This is a genomic window from Corynebacterium doosanense CAU 212 = DSM 45436 (genome assembly GCF_000767055.1).
In the GTDB taxonomy this organism is placed as follows: Bacteria; Actinomycetota; Actinomycetes; order Mycobacteriales; family Mycobacteriaceae; genus Corynebacterium; species Corynebacterium doosanense.
This window is the reverse complement of the sequence record NZ_CP006764.1, coordinates 2,443,790-2,465,916: the sequence shown is the minus strand read 5'-3', so window position 1 is coordinate 2,465,916 and position 22,127 is coordinate 2,443,790. Positions and strand designations below refer to the sequence as shown.

The following is a 22,127-nucleotide window of genomic DNA, read 5'->3' as shown; positions in this document are numbered from 1 at the left end:
CTCGGACTCATGCCTCGTATTCTGTTTGTCTCCGCCACCGCCGAAGAAGCCGCTCATCTGCCCGCCGACGCCACCGTGCTCGTCACCGGCGTGGGCACGATGAACACCGCCGTCGCCCTGGCCACGCACCTGGCCGATCTGGGCCCCGAAAGGCCCGAACGCATCGTCAACGTGGGCACCGCGGGCGCGCTTCGCGACGGCCTGGCGGGCGTCTACGAGATCCACGAGGTCCTCCAGCACGACTTCTCGGACGAGTTCATCTCCGAGATGATCGGCCACCCGATCCCCAACATGCGCCAGCTGCTGCCCGTCACCCACCTGCCGGCCGCGCGCCTGGCCACCGGCGACGCCTTCATCCACGACTCCGTCACCCGGGAGCGCCTCGCTGAGCGGTCCGACCTGGTGGACATGGAGGGTTACGCGGTCGCGCGCATCGGCGCGGCCTTCGACATCCCCGTCACCCTGCTCAAGCAGGTCAGCGACCGGGCCGATGAATCCGCCTACCGGACCTGGTCTGCGGCGGTGGATATCGGCGCCCAGGAGCTCGCCCGGGAACTGGTGCGCCTGGACTGGGCCAGCTCTGCGGCTCCTCCGGCAGTGTCCTAGTGCCCTAGGCTGACGTTTTTCCGAAAACCATGCGCCGGCGAGCATGACCCGTCGGGCCACACCACGAAAGGCCTCCGGGCCTCCCACATGGCAAGCACCGTCGCATCCACCACAGACCAGTCCCGCGAGCAGGAGCCCGCCGGCCGCCTCGACCGCGTCCTCGGCGGCATCGAATGGGTGGGAAACAAACTTCCCGAACCCTTCACGCTCTTCCTCGGTCTGTTCCTGCTCACCGGCGTGATCTCCACGGTGATGTCCTGGCAGGGTGTCACCGCCCAGATTCCCGGCTCCGACGAGTCCACCCCGGTCAGGGGACTGTTCACCGGCGAGGGCATGACGTGGCTGACCACGACGATGGGCGAGAACTACATCGGCTTCCCGCCGCTGGTCACGGTCCTGCCCATCATGCTCGCCGTGGGCATCGCCGAGCGCTCCGGCATGCTGGCCGCGCTGGTGCGCAAGCTGTTCGGCAGCGCGCGTAAGTGGGTGCTGCCCTACGCCGTCGGCGTGGTTGGTGTGACCGCCTCGGTCATGGCGGACGCCGCCTGGGTGGTCATCCCGCCCCTGGCCGCGATGGTGTTCAAGGCCGCGGGCAGGCACCCCGTGGCGGGGCTGCTCGGCGGTTTCGCCGCCGTCGGTGCGGGTTACTCCACCGCGCTGGTCCCCACCAGCCTCGACGCACTCTTCGCGGGCATCACCAACGTGGTCATGGAGACGATCCCGGACACCGCGGCCACCGAGGTCAACGTCCTGTCCAACTACTACTTCAACGTGGCCGGCGCCGTCGTCCTCGGTCTCATCGCCGGGTTCATCATCGACCGGGTGCTCGAGCCGCGGCTGTGGCGCACGGGAGTGACCACAGACAAGGTCGCCCAGGATGAGGACGAGGAGCATGCCGAGGACGATCTCTCCGCCGAACTGACCCGCGAGGAGACCCGCGGGCTGTGGATCACCCTGGCCGCCATGGCCGTGGTGACGGCGCTGCTGCTGGTCGCGCTTCTTCCGGCGGGTTCGCCGTGGCGTAACGACGGCGGCGGGTTCCTCCCCAGCTCTCCGGCCCTGGACTCCATCGTGTTCATCGTGTGCATCTACTTCGCCGTGGCCGGCATCGTCTACGGACACCTGGTGGGCACGGTCAAGGGCATGGGCGATCTGGTGACCATGATGATCGGCGCCATCAAGGACATGGGCGGATTCCTCGTGCTGGCCTTCATCCTCGGCCAGTTCGTCGCGCTGTTCTCCTGGACGGGCATCGGCACGTGGACCGCGGTGCAGGGTGCGGCGGGTCTCGAGGCGATCGGCCTCACCGGCTTCCCGGCCATCCTCGCGTTCATCGTGCTGGCCTCCGTGCTCAACCTGCTCATCATCTCCGGCTCGGGCATGTGGACGCTCATGGCCTCGGTGTTTGTGCCCATGTTCGCACTGCTGGGTTACGAACCCGCCTTTGTCCAGGCCGCGTTCCGTGTCGGCGACTCCGCCACCCAGGTGATCACCCCGCTCAACCCCTTCATGATCGTCATCCTCGGCCAGCTCCGCGCCTATGAACCCCACGCCGGGCTGGGCACCCTGATGAGCCGGATGATCCCCTTCGTCATCCCCTTCTGGACCGCCTGGGTGGTTCTTCTGGCACTGTGGTTCTACGTCGATATCCCGCTCGGACCGGGAGCCGGGATCATGATCCAGAACTAGGAGCTCCATGGCGCACACCCCGCGCAGCCTGACCCCCTCCTCGGCGTTTCTCGACGCCACCAACCACGCTATCCACGAACGCATGGCCAGGGCGGAGACCCCGCCCTCCGGGACCCCGGAGGACTATCCCGGCCAGTCCCACCTGTGGTCGAACACGACGCGGGCCGCCGAGGAGATCGCGGAGGAGCTGCGGGACCTGGCGCTGGACCTGCACGCGCACCCCGAGCTCGCGTTCGAGGAGCGCCGGTCGGCGGAGGCGCTGGCACGGGTCGTCGAGAAGCGTGGTTTCGCCGTGGAGCGCGGCGCCCACGGGGTCGAGACCGCGCTGCGCGCCGAGCGGGTGTCCGAGGGTTTCGATCCCGCGACGCACCCCACCATCGCCGTGATGAGCGAGTACGACGCGCTGCCGGGCATCGGGCACGCCTGCGGGCACAACATCATCGCGGCCTCCGGGGTCGGCGCGTTCCTGGCCGCCACCGCCGCACTCGGGGACACGGACGCGCGGGTGGTGTTCCTGGGCACGCCCGCGGAGGAGGGGCACTCCGGCAAGGAGTACATGATCCGCGGGGGCATGCTTGACGGCGTCGACGCGGCCGTGATGATCCACCCCTTCAGCTTCGACATCGCCTCCCACGCCTGGGTCGGCCGCCGCACGCTGTCCGTGACGTTTCGCGGAGTGGCCGCGCACGCGTCGTCGCAGCCCTTCATGGGTCGCAACGCTCTCGACGCCGCGACCCTGGCCTACCAGGGCATGGGGCTCCTGCGGCAACAGATGCCACCGTCTGACCGCCTCCACGCCGTCATCACCGACGGCGGCCGCCGCCCCAGCGTCATCCCCGGCGAGGCCCGCATGGACATCTACGTCCGCTCGTCGCTGACAGCGACGCTGATGGATCTTTCCTCGCGTATCGACGACGTCCTCGACGGAGCCGCCCTCATGGCCGGTGTGTCCGTGGACAAGACGTGGGACACCCATCCGATGAGCCTGCCGGTCCGCAACAACGAGACCATGGCCGTGCGCTGGGCCGTGACCCAGTCCGCCCGCGGGCGCCGGGCGCTTCCCGCCGGGGTGGTACCGGAATCGCTGGCCGCGTCGACGGACTTCGGTAACGTCTCCCACCTCGTGCCCGCGATCCACCCGATGGTGAAGATCGCGCCGGAAGGGGTCGCCCTGCACACCGAGGAGTTTGCTCGGTGGGCCGGCTCAGAGGACGGGATCAGGGGCCTCAACGACGCAACCGCGGGCCTGGCCCAGGTCATCATCGACCTGGTGTCAGACCCGCGGCTGCTGCTCGCGGCGCGCGAGGAGTTCGAGCGCGCCGGGGGAGAGGTGCGTGTCGAGCGGGCTACTTCGTAGCCGAACCCTTGTCGTAGGGCTGGTCCAGCCACTCGCCGGAACCGTCCGGGCCATGCGGATCCTGGACCTTGTCCGGCTCTGCGGCGACCCGGGCGACAGCCGGCTCCTTCACCTTGCTCGCGGCCGTCGAACCCGCGGGGCGGCGGCGCACGGCGATCTGCTTGAGGTGGTCGCGCACGGCGTTGAAGGCCTCGCGGGAGGTGAGGGTCTGGCCCTTGGCGGTGGCGATCTCGATGTCATCGACGGTGATCTCACCGGCGCGCAGCGAAACCATCTCGGAGTGGTAGCGGATCCACACGGCGAGGGTGGCGGCGATCGGTACGGCGAGGAAGGCGCCGGCGATGCCGAAGAGGGTGGAGCCGACGGTCACGGAGAGCAGCACCACGGCGGCGTGCAGGTTCATGGCCTTCGACTGCAGCACCGGCTGGAGGATGTTGCCCTCGAGCTGCTGCACCGCGAGGATGATGGCCAGCACGATGAGCGCGTTGGTGACACCCTGCGTGACCAGCGCGATGATGACGGCCAGTGCACCGGCGGTCACGGCGCCGACGATGGGGATGAAGCCCGCGAAGAAGGTGACGGTGGCCAGGATCAGCGCAATGGGAACCTGCAGGATGACCAGGCCGAGGCCGATGAAGAAGGCGTCGATGGCCGAGACGAGGGCCTGGGTCTGGATGAAGCCGGACAGCGTCTGCCAGGTGCGGGTGAGCACCTCGGAGAGGTGCCAGCCGGCGTTCGCGCCGGTGTACTTGCGCAGCATGGGCAGGAACTTGTCGCCGTCCTTGAGGATGAAGAACGTGATGACAAAAGTGACGAACAGCGTGACCAGGATCGACGTCGCCGCCGACAGGCCGGTGAACACACCCGTGGCGATGTTGCCGGACTGGTCCCGCAGGAAGTTGGTGGCGTTGTTGATCAGCTCGTCGAGGTTGAACCTCCCGAGATCGAGGTTGAGCGGGCCGTCCTGCAGCCACGCCACGATCTGGTTGGTACCGGCGCGGGCCTGATCGATGAGCTGGGAGCCCTGCGAACGCACCGTCGGTGCCATCGCGGCGAAGATGCCGACGATCGCGCCGAAGGACACGATCAGCGTGAGGATCGACGCCAGCGCCGCGGGGAAGCCGTGGTTGCGGAGGAATCGGGTCGCGGGCCACAGCACCGTGGCCAGGAGGATGGCGAGGATCACCGGGAAGAGGCCGACCCACACGGCGCCGAGCAGGCGCCCCAGCAGGTAGAGCGCGGCGATGATGACGATGAAGCGCAGCGCCCACCCGGCGATCACGCGGCCGTCGTGGCCGAGGATCGCGGAGCGGTCGTACTTCTCGTCGGCGGCGTGGACGGCCGGTTCCTTGGGGTGGGCCTGCGGCTGAGCCAGCTCGGAGCGGCCCTCCACAGCGTCGGGAATGGTGTCGGCGAAGTCTCGGGCGGATGCGGGGTCCCGGCGGGCCGAGGCGCCCGCTCCGGAGGACGCGCGCTCGGGCGGCGTGGGGGAGTTGTTGATAGTCATGAGAAGAAAAAGTATGCCACCGAGTGCCGGGATGTGGTAGTGCGACCGGGGGATTAGACAAAGTTGAGCGAAGTTCACTCAAGGGTGGACGGATCGTCGGGAGGCTTTGCGACGTTGTTACCTGCAGATATGGGAAAAGTTGCGCGAGTCGGGAACAAACCTGCGGGAAGTTCGTTGTAGTGGATGTGAGATTGAGTCGCACCCACTCAAGAGTCTTTGCTAGAGTGGCTCGGGAAAGTTGAGTGTGAACGTCTCAACCCGACAAACAGCAATAGAGAACACCCCACCACACAGGAGGAACCATCATGGGACGCGCAGTAGGAATCGACCTCGGCACCACCAACTCCGTCGTATCGGTACTGGAGGGCGGCGAGGCCACCGTTATCGCGAACTCCGAGGGCGCACGGACCACCCCGTCCGTCGTCGCCTTCGCCAAGAACGGCGAGGTTCTCGTCGGCCAGTCGGCCAAGAACCAGGCCGTCACCAACGTCGACCGCACCATCCGCTCCGTCAAGCGCCACATGGGCACTGACTGGACCGTCGCCATCGACGACAAGAACTACACCGCGCAGGAAATCTCCGCGCGTACCCTGCAGAAGCTCAAGCGCGACGCGGAGGCCTACCTCGGCGACGAGGTCACCGACGCCGTCATCACCGTCCCCGCCTACTTCGAGGACGCACAGCGCCAGGCCACCAAGGAAGCCGGCCAGATCGCCGGACTCAACGTCCTGCGCATCGTCAACGAGCCCACCGCCGCAGCTCTGGCCTACGGCCTGGAGAAGGGCGACAAGGAGCAGACGATCCTCGTCTTCGACCTCGGCGGCGGCACCTTCGACGTCTCCCTGCTCGAGATCGGTGACGGCGTGGTCGAGGTCATCGCCACCGCCGGCGACAACGAGCTCGGCGGCGACGACTGGGACCAGCGCATCGTCAACTGGCTCGTCGACAAGTTCAAGAGTTCCAACGGCGTCGACCTGTCCAAGGACAAGATGGCCATGCAGCGTCTGCGTGAGGCAGCGGAGAAGGCCAAGATCGAGCTGTCCAGCTCGCAGCAGGCCTCCATCAACCTGCCCTACATCACCGTCGACTCCGAGAAGAACCCCCTCTTCCTCGACGAGACGCTCACCCGCACCGAGTTCCAGAAGATCACCCAGGATCTGCTGGACCGCACCAAGACCCCGTTCAACCAGGTCATCAAGGACGCGGACATGTCCGTCTCCGACGTCGACCACGTGGTCATGGTCGGTGGCTCCACCCGTATGCCGGCCGTGACCGACCTGGTCAAGGAGCTCACCGGCCGCGAGCCCAACAAGGGCGTCAACCCGGATGAGGTCGTCGCCGTCGGCGCCGCCCTCCAGGCCGGCGTCCTGCGCGGCGAGGTCAAGGACGTGCTGCTCCTCGACGTCACCCCGCTCTCCCTCGGCATCGAGACCAAGGGTGGTGTGATGACCAAGCTCATCGAGCGCAACACCACCATCCCGACCAAGCGCTCCGAGACCTTCACCACGGCGGAGGACAACCAGCCCTCCGTGCAGATCCAGGTCTTCCAGGGTGAGCGTGAGATGGCCGCGGCCAACAAGCTGCTCGGCTCCTTCGAGCTCAGCGACATCGCTCCGGCACCGCGTGGCATCCCGCAGATCGAGGTCACCTTCGACATCGACGCCAACGGCATCGTCTCCGTTTCCGCCAAGGACAAGGGCACCGGCAAGGAGAACACCATCACCATCTCCGACGGCTCCGGCCTCTCCGAGGACGAGATCAACCGCATGGTCAAGGACGCCGAGGAGCACGCCGACGAGGACAAGAAGCGCCGCGAGGAGCAGGAGACCCGCAACTCCGCAGAGTCCACCTCGTACCAGACCCGCAAGTTCGTCGAGGACAACGCCGACAAGCTGTCCGAGGACGACAAGAACAAGGTCACCGAGGCTGCGGACGAGGTCGACGAGGCCCTGAAGGGCGATGACCTCGAGGCCATCAAGTCCGCCGTCGAGAAGCTCAGCCAGGCAGCCCAGGCCGCCGGTACCTCGCTCTACGAGGCACAGGCCAACGAAGGCGCCACCCCGGGTGCCGCTGGTGAGCCCACCGATCCCAACGTCGTCGACGCCGAGGTTGTCGAGGACGAGGCAGCCGACTCCACCGAAGACACCAAGGACGGTGACAAGTAGTGACTAACCCCGCCAACCCGGGCGACCCGGACTACACGGACGAGCAGAACATCAGCCCCGACGAGGCGGAGACCCTCGCCGCGGAGGTTGCTGAGGCCCAGGGCGTCGACGAAGACGACGACCTGCTGACCACCAGCCCCGACCCCTCCTACCTCTCCGAGGACGACACCGTCCCCTCGGTCGGGGCGGACGAGGACGAGGTGCTGGCTGCCGAGGCGACCACCGACGAGACCGCCGAAGCCCTGGCCGACGCCAAGGCCGACGAGGTCCTCGCGGCCGCGGACGAGCAGCTGCCGGCCGACTCCACCGCCGACCTGGAGACCCAGCTGGCCGAGTGCACGGACGACCTCAAGCGGGTCAGTGCGGAATACGCCAACTACCGGCGCCGCACCGAGCGTGAGCGGGAATCCGTCATCAACAACACCAAGGCCTCGGTCATGGTGCAGCTGATCCCCATCCTCGACGATCTGGATCTCGCGCGTCAGCACGGCGATCTGGAGGAGGGGCCGCTGAAGACCTTCGGCGACAAGCTCGCCACCATCCTGCAGGGGCAGAAGCTCGAGAGCTTCGGCACCGAGGGGGAGGCCTTTGACCCGGAGATCCACGAGGCCGTGCAGGATCTCTCCTCCGGTGGCCCGCAGGCCGTGGGCACGGTCCTGCGCAAGGGCTACCGAGTCGGCGACCGCGTCGTGCGCACGGCGATGGTGATCATCGCCGACGGCGAGCAGTCCGGCAGTTAGCAGCGGGCAGGTAGCTCACCGGTCAGTTCGTGGTGAGCTCCGGCCCAGCGGCGGCGGCGCACGAGGAAAGGTGCGGTCGTCGCCCCGGGGAGGCGAAGCAGTGTTCGCCGCCTCGGGGCGACGGCCCTCGGATCCCCGGTGGGCCGCCGCTTTTCTTGGATATATTTATTTTTGACGCGACCAACAAACTTTATTCAGCAGTACACCCCATAAGACTGAAAGGAGGGGATGCCCAGTGAACGCACCTAGTGAATGGGCAGACAAGGACTTCTACGGTGACCTGGGCGTCGCCTCATCGGCGTCCGCGGAGGACATCAAGAAGGCCTACCGCAAGCTCGCCCGCGAGAATCACCCGGACAACAATCCCGGTGACACCGCCGCAGAAAACCGTTTCAAGAAAGCCGCTTCCGCCTACGACGTCCTCAGCGACGACAAGAAGCGCAAGGAATACGACCAGCTGAAGGCCATGCTCCGCGGTGGAGGATTCGGCGGCTTCGGTGGAAGTGGAGGCGCCGGCTTTCCCGGCGGGTTTCGGTCGTCGTCCCGGCCCGGGCCGCAGACCGACGCCGACTTCTCCGACATCTTCGGAGGATCGCGTGGGGGATTTTCTCAAGACGGCGGCATTAACGATATCTTCGGTGGCATTTTCAACCGCGGCGGCGGTCCTGGCCGCGCAGCTCGGCCGACGCGGGGGGCGGACGTCGAAACCGACATCACCCTCGACTTCAAGGAAGCCGCCAAGGGAACGACGATCCCGCTAGAACTCAGCGGGGAGGCGCCGTGCACCACGTGCCACGGATCCGGCTCGAAGTCGGGTAAGACCACTACGTGCTCGACGTGTTCCGGCACGGGTTTCGTCTCCGAGCAGCGCGGGGCGTTCGGCATGTCCCAGCCCTGCACCACCTGCGGCGGGACCGGCCAGCACATCCCTGATCCCTGCGCGACCTGCAACGGGCGGGGAACCGTGCATCGTCGCCGGACGATCACCGTGCGCATCCCGGCCGGTGTCATCGACGGCCAGAAGGTGCGCCTCGCGGGCCAGGGGGAGGCGGGTCCGAACGGCACCCCGGCGGGCGACCTGTTCGTCAACGTCAACGTGCGTCCCGACGACGTCTTCTCCCGCAGCGGTGACGACCTCGAGGTCGTCGTCCCGGTGTCCTTCGCGGAGCTCGCCCTCGGCGACACCGTGACCGTGCCGACCCTGGACAACCCCGTGAAGGTCAAGGTGCCCGCGGGAACACCGGACGGCCGGACCCTCCGCGTCCGCGGCCGGGGCATCCCCAAGCGCGGCGGCGAGGCCGGCGATCTCCTGGTCACCGTCCAGGTCAAGGTCCCCGGGAAGCTGGACGACGCCGCTACCTCCGCCCTGCGCACCTATGCCCAGGCCGAGCGCGATTCGGGATTCAACCCGCGCTCGGGTTGGGCGGGAAACTGAGCCACCGTCACCCTTCGGGGGTGACCCTAACGAGGAAGTGAGACCATGAGCGGAGCAGAGAAGTCTGCCCTGCCGGACAGCGCCGTCGAGGCCGAGATGGGCGAGGTCTATGTCATCTCCGTGGCCGCTGAGCTGACGGGGATGCACGCCCAGACGCTGCGCACTTACGACCGCATCGGTCTGGTCACCCCGCAGCGCTCGTCCGGCGGCGGGCGGCGCTACAGCCACCGCGACGTGGATCAGCTCCGGGAGATCCAGCGCCTGAGCCAGGAGGAGGGGGTCAACCTCGCGGGCATCAAGGAGATCATCCGGCTGGGCAAGGAGAACGACCGGTTTCGCGACGAGCTGGCAGCAGTCCGCGCGGAACTCGACGAGGCGCGTGCCGCGGCAGGTAACCGGAGTGCCGGGCGGGAGCTCGTCCACGTGCCACGCTCCACCGCCGTGGTCATGTGGAACCGCCGTCGACGGGGCGCGTCCTAGGCGGGGACCCTTGACAGGGGAGTGATTAGGGGTGCAAAATGACAGGGATCCCGTGGTCGATCGGCCACCGGCACCTGTGATTGACGAAAGGTCCCCTGAACCCCATGACGATCTACGCAAACCCCGGCACCGACGGCTCGGTGATGAGCTACGAGAAGCGCTACGACAACTTCATCGGCGGACAGTGGGTCCCGCCCGTCGACGGCCAGTACATGGACAACGTCACCTCCGTCACCGGCGAGGTCTTCTGCCAGGTTGCCAGGTCGCAGGAAGCGGACGTCGAGAAGGCTCTCGACGCCGCGTGGGATGCCGCCGAGTCCTGGGGAAAGACCTCCGCCGCAGAGCGTGCCCTCGTGCTGCACCGCATCGGTGACCGCATCGAGGAGAACCTGGAGAAGCTCGCCGTCGCCGAGACGTGGGAGAACGGCAAGGCGGTGCGCGAGACCCTGGCCGCGGACATCCCCCTGGCCGCCGACCACTTCCGCTACTTCGCCGGGGCCATCCGCGCGCAGGAGGGACGTCTCTCGCAGCTCGACGACGACACCGTCGCCTACCACTTCAACGAGCCGCTCGGCGTCGTGGGCCAGATCATCCCCTGGAACTTCCCCATCCTCATGGCGGCGTGGAAGATCGCCCCGGCGCTGGCCGCGGGAAACTGCATCGTGCTCAAACCCGCCGAGCAGACCCCGGCCTCGCTGCTCTACCTGATCACGCTCATCGAGGACCTGCTGCCCGCCGGCGTGCTCAACATCGTCAACGGTCTCGGCGAGGAGGCCGGCGTAGCCCTGTCCGGCTCGGACCGGATCAAGAAGATCGCCTTCACCGGCTCGACCGCCGTGGGCAAGATCATCAACAAAGCCGCCTCCGACAAGATCATCCCCGTCACGCTGGAGCTGGGCGGAAAGTCGCCGTCCATCTTCTTCCCGGACATCATGGACGCGGACGACAGCTTCCGCGAGAAGGCCGTCGAGGGATTCGCCATGTTCGCCCTCAACCAGGGTGAGGTGTGCACCTGTCCGTCGCGCGCACTGGTGCACGAGTCCATCGCCGACGAGTTCCTCGAGCTCGCCGTCGCCCGGGTGAAGAAGATCAAGACCGGAAACCCCCTGGACACCGATGTCGCCATGGGCGCGCAGGCGAGCCAGGAGCAGATGGACAAGATCACGGACTACCTGGAGATCGGCCCGAAGGAGGGCGCGGAGACCCTCACCGGCGGTCACATCAACCAGATCGACGGCCTCAACGGCGGCTTCTACATCGAGCCGACCGTGTTCAAGGGCACCAACGACATGCGCATCTTCCGGGAGGAGATCTTCGGCCCGGTGCTCTCGGTGGCGACGTTCTCGGACTACGACGAGGCCATCAAGATCGCCAACGACACCGACTACGGCCTGGGCGCCGGAGTGTGGGCACGCAGCGCCAACACCTGCTACCGCGCCGGTCGCGACATCCAGGCCGGTCGGGTGTGGATCAACAACTATCACGCCTACCCGGCCCACGCGGCGTTCGGCGGGTACAAGGAATCCGGGATCGGCCGGGAGAACCATCTCATGATGCTCGCGCACTACCAGCAGACCAAGAACCTGCTGATCTCCTACGCGGAGAAGCCGACCGGCCTGTTCTGACCGGGTCACGGTGCCAGGGATCACGGTGCCCGCACTGCCTCGCCGACCGCGGCAAGGAAGTCGGGGCTGTCGAAGTAGCTGTTGTGGTCCCCGGTGACACCCGGATCCCAGGGCCGGGCACCAAAACCGGGTGAACCCGGGTCCACACCGTGAACCCCGCCCCGCGGCCCCGTCAGGAGGCTGATGGGATCGCCGGGGGAGGTGAAGACATGGACCCGGGGGTTCTCGCCGTGGAGTTCCATCTCCGCCACGGACCCCACGCCCACCCCGGGTGAGGCCAGCAGGATGACGTCGTCTGCGTCGAGACCGCGCCGGGCTGCCTCGCCGACGACGACCGAACCGTAGCTGTAGCCCAGCACGGAACGTTGCTGGTCGGGGCGGCGTCTGGCCAACTCGGCCTGAAACTCCGCCAGCTCCTGACCCGCCGCCCGGGCCGGCGAGTGCTGCAGCGCCTGGCCGAGCGATTCCGGTGCGGGATAACCCAGCCACAGGACACCGGCCGCGGTCGGGCCGCCGGTGGCCCGGGCCAGGTCGCGGGTGCGATCCACCTGAACCGACCATCCCGTCGGATCGGAGGAGCCGACGCCGGCGACGTAGGTGATCACGGAATCTGCGGTCTCCAGGTCCCCCACCGCGGCGACCAACCCCCCGTCCGGGGTCTCCAGGATCCGGAGATCGGGGTGCGCGGCCGCGAGCACGCGCACGGTGTCCGGGGCGGTGAGCAGATTGAGTTCGTGCAGGTCATCGACACCCAGGTCAGGGTAGTCCGCCCACCCCAGGCCGCCCGGGTCAGCGGTGGGTGCGCACAGTCGGGAGATCTGCTGGGCGCACATGACGTCCAGGGCGGTGCCCATCGAATCGAGTTGCCGGAGCAGGGCGGCGGCGGTGGGTGAGGAGTCGACGGCCGGTTCGAGGACTGCCACCGCCTTCTCCAGGACGCGGGCGAGGATCCCGGACTGCTCGAGAACTTCCGCCACCCCGCGCAGCTGAGTCTCCCGCTGCTCAAGCGGGGAATCCAGGCGACGCAGTCGTTCCTGCAGGACCCTGAGCGCCTCCCCGGTGCCCACCGCGGCAAGCGCCCGGGTCTCCGCCGCGACCCGACCGCGCTCGTCGGAGACCACGGCCGCCGCCGAACGCAGGGACGCGGCGGCGGTGAAGAAGGTTGTCGCGTTCACCGCAGGCGCCCGGCGAGGTGATCGTCGGCCCGGCTCACCGCGTGGAGGAATCGCAGCGCCTCGGAAAAGTGGAGCTCCCGGGACTCGGCGTGGTGGTGGGCTGCGCGCACCCAGGAGGCGGTGGCGGTGCTGAGGGCGAGGTGGGTGCGGGGAGCGTCGATAAGCGGTGTCTCCATCGCGGGAGGTCGAGCCCGGCGCAGGGCGGCGAGGAGGTCGGGGACGGCGGAGGTGGTGACGGACAAGGAACTCATGCGCGAAAGTCTGGCGCGCGGGGAGAAATTTTGCCCGGGGCCCTGTGGACAGCCGCGGGACAGGCGGGGTTATCCACAGGATCGGCCCTTCGGAGGCCTCTGACCTGCGCTGCAACCGGGGTTGGAGTAGGAGGGTACTTAAGTACATTGTGCCGCGAGGTGTGCCCGGGAGATGCTTGTTTTCAGACGCCCCGACAGTCGGGGTGTGCCGACTGAAAGGCTCCATAATGGGTATCGCAACCGTCATCACCACCGTCATCTCCGTCATCACCGCCCTGCTTGGCGGCCTCACCGCCGTCGACCAGGCTTCCTCCGCCCTCGACCTTCCCGGCATCAAGGAGACCATCTCCTCCGAGCAGGATCCCTCCACCGAGGGTGAGGGCTCCTCCCTCTCCTCCGACGAGAACGAGGGCTCCTCCGAGGAGACCGAGACCCCGGCTCCGACCGAGACCCCGGCTCCGACCGAGACCCCGGCTCCGACCGAGACCCCGGCGGCCTAGTAGTCGCTGGACCCACCCGCCCCGGCGAACGAAAGTTCGCCGGGGTTTTGTGCTGCCACCAAAAAAGGGGTGGAACATCGCGTGCGATCGTCCTAATGTGGCCTGCATGAAGATTGCAGCCGTGCAGGTGACCAGCGGGTCCGACATCAACAACAACCTCACCATCGCCCAGCGGGCCGTTCGTGAGGCGGCCGGGGAGGGGGCGCGTGTCGTCGTGCTTCCCGAGGGCATGAGCCAGGCCTTCGACTCTGGGCGCCTGGACACCCAGGCCGAGGAGCTCGACGGGCCCTTCGCCACCGGGCTGAAGGAGCTGGCGCAGGAGCTGGACGTGGTCATCGTCGCCGGCATGTTCCGGCCCGCCGACACCCGAGAGATCGACGGCAAGAAGATCAACCGCGTGAGCAACACCGCCCTGGTCACGGGCGCGGGCCACCACGTCGGTTACGACAAGATCCACACCTACGACGCCTTCGACTACAGCGAGTCCGACACCGTTCGTCCGGGTTCCGACCTGGTTTCCGTCGAGGTCGACGGCGTGAAGGTGGGCGTGACCATCTGCTACGACATCCGCTACCCCGAGCAGTACAAGGACCTCGCCCGCGACGGCGCCGAGGTCATCGTCGTGCCCACGAGCTGGGCCGACGGCCCGGGCAAGCTGGAGCAGTGGCGCACGCTGGTCTCCGCCCGCGCGCTGGACTCAGTGAGCTACGTCGTCGCCGCGGATCAGGCACGCCCGGGCGGCGAGGAAAAGGGTGGCCAGGAGTCCGGCCCCACGGGCGTCGGTCACTCCATCATCGCCGGCCCGGATGGCGTCCGCCTCGCCGAGGCCGGCTACGAGCCCGAGATCATCTACGCGGACATCGATCCGGAGAAGGTGCGCAAGGCGCGCAAGGCCCTGCCCATCCTCGAGGACTAACGCTCCCACTGCCCCCGGGCGGCGTAGGAGACGGTCTGGATGTGTTCTGCCCCGGACGCCCGAAGCTTATCGACGGCCCCTTCCACCTTCTCGCCCGGACCAGCGACGATGATCTCGCGGGTGATCCCCGGTGCGGCGAGTGCGACGGGATCGACGAGCTTCGCGTTGACGTCGGTGCTGCTCAGGCGTGGGTTGCCCGGCCGCGGCAACCACCACGGGTCTTCGGGGTTCTCCACCGCGGCGGTGACGCTGAGCCAGTCCGCGTACTCGGCGAGGCGGTGCAGGCGGGGGAGATCGTAGAGTTCGCCGGGGTATTCGGCGGCGGCGATGAGCCGCGTCCGAGGGTGTGAGGGTTCGTTGACCAGCGAGAACAGCACGGACTCGGCAACGGCCAGGCCGGTGCCGAAGGCGAGGATGGTGAGCTCGCCGGTGGTGGGGAGCTCCAGTTCACCGTCGACGCCGCCGAGGGTCCAGTAGTCGCCCACGCGCGGGGCCGCGAGCAGGCCGGAGGCATCCCCGCCGTAGACGGCCTGGACGTGGAACTCCAGCCCGCCGCCTGCGTTCGCGGTGCCCGCCGGCGTGAGCCGGCGCCACAGTCCGGGCAAATAGGGAGCTGTGACCTGCACGGACTGACCGGGGCGGTAGTCTAGGCCCGGCCCGGCGTCGAGGGTGACCACGGAGATGCGCGAACTGATGCGGCGCACCGCGGTGACGGAGGCGGCGAAGGCAGCCGGGTCGCCGGCGAAGTCGGCCGTGTTGGCCGAGGCGCGCATGGCGTTGCAGACATTCCGGATGATGGTCTCCGCCGGGATGATGAGGCCGGCGGACAGCTGCGGATCCGCGCGGAAGTTCACCTCCCGCAGGGCGTGGACCAGCATGTCCGCGAAGGGCGTGTAGATCTCCGAGGGAAAACCGTGGCGGCGGTGGCTCAGTCCCAGGCGGCGTGCGGTGCGCATGACCTCGTCGGGCACGCGGGCGTCGATAGTTGAGCGCTCCAGCACCCACGCCAGCGCCGGGGCGAGATCGAGGTGCGAGCGGGCTCGGGAGCTGGGGAAGACCTGGCGCGACTGCAGTTCGGTGGAAAAGAGCTGCTCGTGGACGAGGTCGCGGAACTTCTCGGAGTGCTCGCGCAGGAGCGCGCCGACGGGCTCGAGGGTGGGCAAGGACATGGTGCCCACTCTAACGCGCGGGGGCTTGGGTTTTACTTGTCGCTCGGGATCTCTGTTGCGTCGTTGATGATTGCGGCCATGCAGTCCACGGTGAGACTGCGCCAGTGCCTCCGAGGCGGCGCTTTCGCCCTGCGTTCTCCGGTTAGCTGTGCCTGTGCCACGCGAATAATTGGTGCATGCTCAGGGAATTGATTGAGCGCATGTTGTGTAGCAACCAGCTTGCTTATGACCTCGCCAGACTGAAGCGTGGCATGCATGCGCGCCGGGCCCAGAAGGCGCCACTCCACCTGGCTTGGTCTGATCGGGAGGGTGGACCCGCGGGTCTTCTCCATGAGCGGTTTCCAGTACTGCAGCAGGTTTTTCCTGGTCCAGGGCTTTAGTTTCTCTGGCTCGGGGTTTAGGCCCCATGTTTCGATGTCGCCGCCGCGCAGTACGATGCCGCCCGTGGTGAGTTGATGCCAAATCACTGGATTGACGTCGAAAGCCGCCCGATCAGTGAATTGCTCACCAGTATGTGCCGCGATCGGACGGATAGAGGTGACTGGGAGGGAAAGCTCGGAATCCCAGAGGAACGAGGTGTTGCAGCAGGCACTCGCGCCCTTGCCGCTCAGCGTGCGCCCGGCGAGACGGGGGAGTTGGGACAAGTGCAGCAAACGGAGTCTTCGGATGAGATCTGGCCGCTCACGCCATTGATCGGAAATGGCTGCGACGATGTCGATGTCACTTGAACCCGGGCGGTAAGCGCTCAAAGCGACGGAGCCGCCGATAGCCGCGGCCGTTATTGCCCCTGGGAGGAGGCGATCAGCAGCGGCGAGATAGGAGTTAGTTGCGGAGCGGATGTCCGGGTGGAGGTGGAGACTCACACCATCCACCTTACGTTTTCCGGCGCCGGGCAAGTACAGAACCATGCGGCCTGCAGCCCTCGTCAATTCGACGATGCGCTTTCACAATCTCGAATCCGGCGCGCTGAAGCTCCCGTTCTATCTCGTGCACAGGCCAGAACCAGGCTGTGACCACGGCATGATCAAAAGGTTCTACCCGAGCGCCGTTGAAAAACCCGATCAGGAGTGTGCCCCCTGGGCGCAATACCCGTGCAAACTCGTTGAGAATCTGAGGAACCTCTGCTGGCGGGGTGTGGATTATGGAGTACCAGCTCAAAATCCCGCCCTGTGAATTGTCGCGGTGGGGTAGGCAAGTGAGGTTGCCCACCTGGAAGCTCAGGTTCGGGAATCGCTCAGAGGCAAGTCTGACGAGACTGGGGGAGAGGTCGAGGCCCTCGATGTGGGTACCGTGCTCATGGGAAAATGCCGTCCAGTGGCCAGGGCCGCAGCCAGCATCAAGTGCATTTCCGTCTACGCTGGCAGCCCACTCCGCAATGGCCTTCCGGTCATCAGCGGCCGTGGCGTCGATTGTGCCAAAGAGTTCGGAGTATTCGCTGGCCCGGGCTTCGTAGCTTTGACGGACGTGTTGGTAAGCCACGTCGAGAAGCTTCCTAGATCTCGTACCCCGCGACCCGCCCATCGGTGTTGGGAACCCATCCCAGCGCGGGCGCGACGCGCTCGGCGAAGTTGCGCAGGATGGACACGTTGAGGTCCACGCCCATCTGGTTGGGAATGGTCAACAGCAGGGTGTCGGCGGCGGCGATGGCGGGGTCGTCCTTGAGCTGCTCGATGAGCACGTCGGGCTCGGCGGCGTAGGAGCGTCCGAAGGTGACGTTGCGGTTCTCGCCCAGCGAGCCGATCTGGTCCGAGCTGGTCGCGGAGGTGGCGAAGAGCTGCCGGTCGCGGTCGGTGAGGATGGGGAAGATCGACCGGGAGATGGACACCCGCGGGGTCCAGTCGTGGCCGGCCTCCTTCCAGGTGTCGCGGTAGAGCTGGATCTGTTCGGCCTGGATCTCACCGAGGGTGCGGCCGTCTGCCTCGGAGACGAGCGTGGAGCTCATGAGGTTGACGCCGTCCTGGGCGGACTGGATGGCCGAGGCATTGGAGCCGGCACCGTAGAAGATGTTCTTACGCAGCTCGGGAGAGTGCGGGAAGACGGGCAGGGGAGTGCCCTCGTGGTACATGCGCGGGTACTGCTGCTCGGCGGAGGCGGCCTTGGCCACGCCGTGGCCGTCGACGGCGTCGAGAAGCTGCTCGAACTTCGCGCGGGCCATGTCGGAGCCGTTGGGGGCATCGGCGCGGTAGCCGAAGGACTCCCAGCCGCGCTCGGCGGGTTCCGGCGATCCCCGGGACACGCCAATGGCGAGCCGGCCGTCGGAAAGCAGGTCCAGGGCGGCGAGCTCCTCGGCGAGGTAGAGGGGATTTTCGTAACGCAGGTCGATGACCCCGGTGCCCACCTCGATTTTTTTGGTCGACCCGGCGATGGCACCGAGCAGCGGCATGGGCGCCGCGCCCTGCGGGGCGAAGTGGTGGACGCGGAAGGAGGCGTTGTTCACGCCGATCTCGTCAGCGGCCTGCGCGATGGCCAGGCCGTCCTTGAGCACCTGCCGAGCGTCGGGTCCGGGCTGGTTGCCGAGGGCGTAGTGGCCGAAGCTTAAAAATCCGAAGGCTTTCATGCCCGCCACTGTAGGTGACGTGTCATCAAAATGCCACCGCCACGCATCCTTCGAACTCCTTCGGTCGGACACTTTGTGCCCACCAAGTGTCCGACCGAAGGAATTCGAAGGATAGCCCGCGGTCAGTCCCGGTCGAAGTCCTCCAGCACCTCGAACGGGGACTCGACCTCCCCGCCCCAGGCCTCCAGCCCCTCGCGCACGGCCAGCACCGCGACGACCAGCGCCGCGACCGAGTCGGCCCACCACCAGCCGAACAGGCTGTGGAGCACCAGCCCCACAAACACCGCGCCGGAGAGGTAGACGCAAAGGATGAGCTGCTTGGAGTCCGCGATCACGCTCTGCGAGTCGAGCTCGCGCCCGGTGCGGACCTCGATAAACGCCAACAGCGGCATGATGATCAGGCTCAGCGCCGTGATCCCCAGGCCGAGCGGGCTGCGGTCCGGGCCCTCGTGCCCGACCAGCGCCATTACCGCGTCGATGCTGACGTAGGCCGCGAGGGCGAAGAACGCCAGCGCGATCAGGCGCACGGTGATCCTCTCCCAGCGCTCCGGGTCTTTCCGGGTGAACTGCCAGGCGACCGCGGCGGCCGAAAGCACCTCGATGACGGAGTCGAGCCCGAAGCCGATGAGCGCGGCCGACGAGGCGAGGATGCCTGCCGACATCGCGACGATCGCCTCGAGGACGTTGTACGTGATGGTGAATCCGACGATCAGCCGGACCCGGCGGTGCAGCGTGGTGCGCCGTTCGGCGGTCAATGCCGCGCTCATGCTTCCGCCCCGCAGCAGCCGGGCACCGTGCAGGAGGCGTCCACGCAGGGCGCGTCCTCGTCGACCGCGAGGGCCACGTTCACCAGTGCGGTGAGCGCGGCCGCCAGGTGCGGGTCGGCGATCACGTACCGCGTCTGCCTGCCCTCGTGCTCGGCGACGACGATGCCGCAGTCGCGCAGGCAGGTGAGGTGGTTGGAGACGTTCGACCGGGTGAGACCCAGCTCGCGGGCGAGCACGGCGGGGTAGCTGGGGCCGTCGAGAAGCGTCATGAGGATGCGGGAACGCGTCGGATCCGCCATGGCGCGGCCGAGCCGGTTCATGACGTCGAGGCGGGAGGCAATGGTCAGCATGCGCCGAATAGTACAGCAGGCGCTGACCAAATCGAACCGAGCCCCACAGCTAACTTTCGAATACCTTCCTTCGGACACAACGTGCCCACCAAGTGTCCGACCGAAGCTATTCGAAAGACAGGCCCTAAAGCCCCTCCAGGAACCGAGCCGCCTTCCGCCCCGCTAGCCGCCCAGCGCGCGTGGCCCCCACCGTCGACGCGGTCGACCCGTAGCCGACCAGCAGCACCCTCGGATCCTTCGCGGGCGTGACCTCGTCGAACATCCGGATCCCTCTGCTCCCGGGCTCGTGAAGCTTCAGGGGCGCGAGGTGACGCAGCGCGGGCCGGAAACCGGTGTTCCAGAAGATCACGTCCACGTCCTCCTCATGCCCCGCCGGCCACGGATCCCAGCTGGCGGGCACCTGGAGGGTCTCGCTTCTCGACGGCCCCAGCCCCCGAGCCGCCCCATCCACCACCTCGCCGAAGACCACCCCGCCAGGCGTGATGCGGTCGAACATTCCGCGGCTGACCAGCACTCCGCGCTCGACGCCCGCCAGGTAGTCCGGAAGCTGCGGGATGCCCGTGGTGCGCACCACGCTGGCAGGCGCCTCGCCACCAAACGTCCGCTCGCGCACCGCGTCCTCCACCGCCAATCCCCAGCCGGAGTCGAATTCGCGGGAGGTGAAGTTGGGTGGGCGGCGAGTCGCCCAGACCGTCGACGCGTGGCCCTCGAGCTCCAGCAGGAACTGCACCGCGGACAGCCCACCGCCGACGACCAGCACCTTCTGCCCGTCAAAGTCTTCCGCCCGGTGGTAGTCGACGGTGTGCAGCTGCTTTCCGCGGAAGTCGGCGATGCCGGGGACGTAGGGCACGTAGGGGTTGGTCCACGTGCCGGTGGCGTTGAGGACGACGTCGGCACGCCAGGTGCGACCGTCGGCAAGCGTCACCTCCAGCGGGCCCGAGGCGTCCGAGACCCGCGAGACCCGCGCCGGGCGTACGACCGCGAGCTCGAAGAGTTCCTCGTAGGCGCCGTAGTACGCGCTGACCAGTCGGCTCGCGGGCACGGCGGGGTCGGGGCGGTCCATGGCCAGGCCGGGGAGGTCGGCGATGCCGTGGGCCTTGCCCAGGGTGAGGGAGTCCCAGCGGTGTCGCCACGCACCGCCGGGGCCCTCGTTGGCGTCGAGCACGACGAAGTCAGTGCCGGGCCGGAACCCGCGGCGTCGGAGTTCGTGGGCGGCGGCAAGGCCTGCCTGGCCTGCGCCGATGATGAGGGCTCTGACTTCCTGGACGGTCACGGCGGCCAGCCTAGCCCGGTCGTCGATCAGTGGGATTGCCGGTTCGTCGAATAAGGTGCGCTATATTCTCGCCGGATTTTCACCCACGAAATCCGGCTTTCACTAACGACGAAAGGATCCGGGCCGTGGACTACACCCCGTTTTCGCTCCTGATCGACGTCGGTTGGATCTCTGTCCTCATGATCCTGGGCAACATCCTGCGCAACCGCATCCGAATCTTCCAGCAGCTGCTCCTGCCCGCCCCGATCACCGCCGGGCTGCTCGGCCTGGTGTTCGGGCCCGAGGTGCTCGGCTGGATCAACTTCTCCAACCAGATCGGCTCGTACACGACCCTGCTCATCGCCGTGGTCTTCGCGTCGATGGCGTACTCCATGGAGCTCAACGGCTCAGTGTCCAAGGGTGCGCGCAACATGTGGTCGTACTCCACCGGCATGTTCATGGCGCAGTGGGGCATCTTCATCCTGCTGGGTGTCTACCTGTTTCAGCCGGTCTTCGACACCGAGGGCTGGTTCGGCATGATGCTGCCCGTCGGCTTCGTCGGCGGCTTCGGCACCGCGGCGGCGGTCGGCTCCTCGCTGGAGGGCGTCGGCGCGGAGGCGGCGAGCTCGCTGGGCTTCACATCCGCGACCATCGGCACGCTCGTGGCCATCATCGGCGGCGTCATCGTGGCCAACTGGGGAATCCGCAAGGGCAAGGCCACCGAGATGCAGGGTGAGCTGCCCGCGGATCTGCGTTCGGGTTATATCGCCAATGAGGCTGACCGGCCGTCGATAGGCAAGGCCACCACGAACCCGTCGGCGATTGAACCGCTCGCCCTGCACGGCGGTTTTGTCATCTTCACCGTGCTGGTGGCCTACCTGGCCAACCAGGGCATCAACCACCTCTGGCCGAGCGTCTCCATCCCGCTGTTCGCCATGTCCTTTGTCGTCGGTCTGCTGGGGCGCGTGGCGTTGCGCCTGTTCCGCCGCCCGAACTACCTGGACAAGGAGACGGTCTCGTCGATCTCCGGCGCGGCGACGGACTACCTCATCGCCTTCGGCATCGCCTCCATCGTTCCCGCGGCGATCGCCGATTACTGGATCCCGTTGGTGCTGCTTTTTGTCCTGGGCACGGTGTTCTGTGTGTTTTTCCTCTTTGTCATGTCGCCCATCTACTTCGGCAAGTCCTGGCTCGAGCGCGGCCTCTTCGGCTGGGGCTGGGCCACCGCGGCCGTGGCCACGGGTATCGCGCTGCTGAAGATGGTCGACCCGAAACTCAAGTCCGGCACGCTCAACGAATACGGCGTGGCTTACGTCGGCTTCGCGCCCTTCGAGATCGGTATGACCATCCTCGCCCCGATCATGGTCATCGCCGGGTTCACCGCCGGGTTCGGCTGGATCTCCCTGCTCATCGCGGTGGTGGTGCTGGGTGTCGCCTTCGCCCTGAAGTGGGTTCCGGTGAAAGATTCTGGCGTATCGACGCCCTCCCCAGCCGAGTAGACAAAGGTTGACACGTCCCTTTCAGGGGCTAGAATGTGCCAGTAGTTCGGCCCGCCGCGACATTGTCGGCGGGCCCTTTACTGTCTT

General features: G+C 67.2%; 21 protein-coding genes. 11 read left to right on the top strand and 10 right to left on the bottom strand.

Annotation, left to right across the window (positions count from 1 at the left end; translation table 11 throughout):
- Positions 1 to 9 precede the first annotated feature (9 nt).
- The 3 genes from CDOO_RS12050 (at position 10) to CDOO_RS12040 (ending at position 3,652) form a co-directional block, all read left to right on the top strand.
- Positions 10 to 606 carry a nucleosidase gene (locus CDOO_RS12050; RefSeq protein WP_018022107.1) on the top strand — a complete coding sequence of 199 codons (597 nt, stop codon included), beginning with the start codon at positions 10 to 12 and terminating at the stop codon, positions 604 to 606.
- Between the two features lie 87 nt (positions 607 to 693).
- Positions 694 to 2,295, top strand: coding sequence for an AbgT family transporter (locus CDOO_RS12045; protein ID WP_018022108.1), 1,602 nt, complete (start codon positions 694 to 696; stop codon positions 2,293 to 2,295).
- A 7-nt stretch (positions 2,296 to 2,302) separates the two neighbouring features.
- On the top strand, positions 2,303 to 3,652 hold the full coding sequence (locus CDOO_RS12040) for a M20 family metallopeptidase (protein ID WP_018022109.1): 1,350 nt from the start codon (positions 2,303 to 2,305) through the stop codon (positions 3,650 to 3,652).
- On the opposite strand, the gene CDOO_RS12035 is transcribed toward CDOO_RS12040, so the two are convergent.
- Positions 3,642 to 5,159 (bottom strand): AI-2E family transporter, encoded by a 1,518-nt coding sequence (locus tag CDOO_RS12035; RefSeq protein WP_018022110.1) that lies wholly within the window; start codon positions 5,157 to 5,159, stop codon positions 3,642 to 3,644. The genes CDOO_RS12040 and CDOO_RS12035 overlap by 11 nt on opposite strands.
- Positions 5,160 to 5,464: 305 nt before the next feature.
- Here CDOO_RS12035 and dnaK point away from each other — a divergent pair, with 305 nt between their 5' ends.
- The 5 genes from dnaK to exaC all read left to right on the top strand — a co-directional run bounded on the left by dnaK (position 5,465) and on the right by exaC (position 11,604).
- The gene (gene dnaK, locus CDOO_RS12030; RefSeq protein ID WP_018022111.1) at positions 5,465 to 7,324 is read left to right on the top strand and encodes a molecular chaperone DnaK; all 1,860 of its coding nucleotides are present in this window, start codon (positions 5,465 to 5,467) and stop codon (positions 7,322 to 7,324) included.
- Positions 7,324 to 8,064: a nucleotide exchange factor GrpE gene (grpE, locus tag CDOO_RS12025; RefSeq protein WP_018022112.1), complete on the top strand. Its 741-nt coding sequence runs from the start codon at positions 7,324 to 7,326 to the stop codon at positions 8,062 to 8,064. Before dnaK ends, grpE begins: the two co-directional genes overlap by 1 nt.
- A gap of 235 nt (positions 8,065 to 8,299) precedes the next feature.
- Positions 8,300 to 9,499 (top strand): molecular chaperone DnaJ, encoded by a 1,200-nt coding sequence (dnaJ, locus tag CDOO_RS12020; protein WP_018022113.1) that lies wholly within the window; start codon positions 8,300 to 8,302, stop codon positions 9,497 to 9,499.
- A gap of 45 nt (positions 9,500 to 9,544) precedes the next feature.
- Positions 9,545 to 9,979, top strand: coding sequence for a heat shock protein transcriptional repressor HspR (locus CDOO_RS12015; RefSeq protein WP_018022114.1), 435 nt, complete (start codon positions 9,545 to 9,547; stop codon positions 9,977 to 9,979).
- A gap of 104 nt (positions 9,980 to 10,083) precedes the next feature.
- Entirely contained in the window at positions 10,084 to 11,604 is a 1,521-nt protein-coding gene (exaC, locus tag CDOO_RS12010) for an acetaldehyde dehydrogenase ExaC (RefSeq protein ID WP_018022115.1), read from the top strand.
- Positions 11,605 to 11,624: 20 nt separating this feature from the next.
- On the opposite strand, the gene CDOO_RS12005 is transcribed toward exaC, so the two are convergent.
- Positions 11,625 to 12,779 (bottom strand): alpha/beta hydrolase, encoded by a 1,155-nt coding sequence (locus CDOO_RS12005; RefSeq protein WP_018022116.1) that lies wholly within the window; start codon positions 12,777 to 12,779, stop codon positions 11,625 to 11,627.
- Positions 12,776 to 13,030, bottom strand: a complete 255-nt coding sequence (locus tag CDOO_RS14030; protein WP_018022117.1) for a hypothetical protein — start codon at positions 13,028 to 13,030, stop codon at positions 12,776 to 12,778. Before CDOO_RS14030 ends, CDOO_RS12005 begins: the two co-directional genes overlap by 4 nt.
- A gap of 227 nt (positions 13,031 to 13,257) precedes the next feature.
- Here CDOO_RS14030 and CDOO_RS14025 point away from each other — a divergent pair, with 227 nt between their 5' ends.
- Both CDOO_RS14025 and CDOO_RS11990 read left to right on the top strand, forming a co-directional pair.
- Positions 13,258 to 13,530 (top strand): hypothetical protein, encoded by a 273-nt coding sequence (locus CDOO_RS14025; RefSeq protein WP_026159390.1) that lies wholly within the window; start codon positions 13,258 to 13,260, stop codon positions 13,528 to 13,530.
- Positions 13,531 to 13,636: 106 nt separating this feature from the next.
- A complete protein-coding gene (locus CDOO_RS11990) occupies positions 13,637 to 14,446 on the top strand; it encodes a carbon-nitrogen hydrolase family protein (protein ID WP_018022118.1) in 810 nt (269 codons plus the stop codon).
- On the opposite strand, the gene CDOO_RS11985 is transcribed toward CDOO_RS11990, so the two are convergent.
- The 7 genes from CDOO_RS11985 to CDOO_RS11955 all read right to left on the bottom strand — a co-directional run bounded on the left by CDOO_RS11985 (position 14,443) and on the right by CDOO_RS11955 (position 20,562).
- On the bottom strand, positions 14,443 to 15,615 hold the full coding sequence (locus CDOO_RS11985; protein ID WP_026159391.1) for an FAD-binding oxidoreductase: 1,173 nt from the start codon (positions 15,613 to 15,615) through the stop codon (positions 14,443 to 14,445). The genes CDOO_RS11990 and CDOO_RS11985 overlap by 4 nt on opposite strands.
- 32 nt (positions 15,616 to 15,647) lie before the next feature.
- Positions 15,648 to 16,478 carry an aminoglycoside adenylyltransferase domain-containing protein gene (locus CDOO_RS11980; RefSeq protein ID WP_020384626.1) on the bottom strand — a complete coding sequence of 277 codons (831 nt, stop codon included), beginning with the start codon at positions 16,476 to 16,478 and terminating at the stop codon, positions 15,648 to 15,650.
- 10 nt (positions 16,479 to 16,488) lie between these two features.
- A complete protein-coding gene (locus CDOO_RS11975; RefSeq protein ID WP_020384627.1) occupies positions 16,489 to 17,094 on the bottom strand; it encodes a class I SAM-dependent methyltransferase in 606 nt (201 codons plus the stop codon).
- A 13-nt stretch (positions 17,095 to 17,107) separates the two neighbouring features.
- Positions 17,108 to 18,172 (bottom strand): LLM class flavin-dependent oxidoreductase, encoded by a 1,065-nt coding sequence (locus CDOO_RS11970; RefSeq protein ID WP_018022122.1) that lies wholly within the window; start codon positions 18,170 to 18,172, stop codon positions 17,108 to 17,110.
- Between the two features lie 122 nt (positions 18,173 to 18,294).
- Complete coding sequence (locus CDOO_RS11965; RefSeq protein WP_026159392.1) at positions 18,295 to 18,939, bottom strand: cation efflux transmembrane domain-containing protein; 645 nt, start codon at positions 18,937 to 18,939, stop codon at positions 18,295 to 18,297.
- On the bottom strand, positions 18,936 to 19,289 hold the full coding sequence (cmtR, locus tag CDOO_RS11960; RefSeq protein WP_018022124.1) for a Cd(II)/Pb(II)-sensing metalloregulatory transcriptional regulator CmtR: 354 nt from the start codon (positions 19,287 to 19,289) through the stop codon (positions 18,936 to 18,938). Before cmtR ends, CDOO_RS11965 begins: the two co-directional genes overlap by 4 nt.
- A gap of 124 nt (positions 19,290 to 19,413) precedes the next feature.
- Complete coding sequence (locus CDOO_RS11955) at positions 19,414 to 20,562, bottom strand: NAD(P)-binding domain-containing protein (protein ID WP_018022125.1); 1,149 nt, start codon at positions 20,560 to 20,562, stop codon at positions 19,414 to 19,416.
- A 125-nt stretch (positions 20,563 to 20,687) separates the two neighbouring features.
- Here CDOO_RS11955 and CDOO_RS11950 point away from each other — a divergent pair, with 125 nt between their 5' ends.
- Entirely contained in the window at positions 20,688 to 22,040 is a 1,353-nt protein-coding gene (locus CDOO_RS11950) for a sodium/glutamate symporter (RefSeq protein WP_018022126.1), read from the top strand.
- Positions 22,041 to 22,127 lie beyond the last annotated feature (87 nt).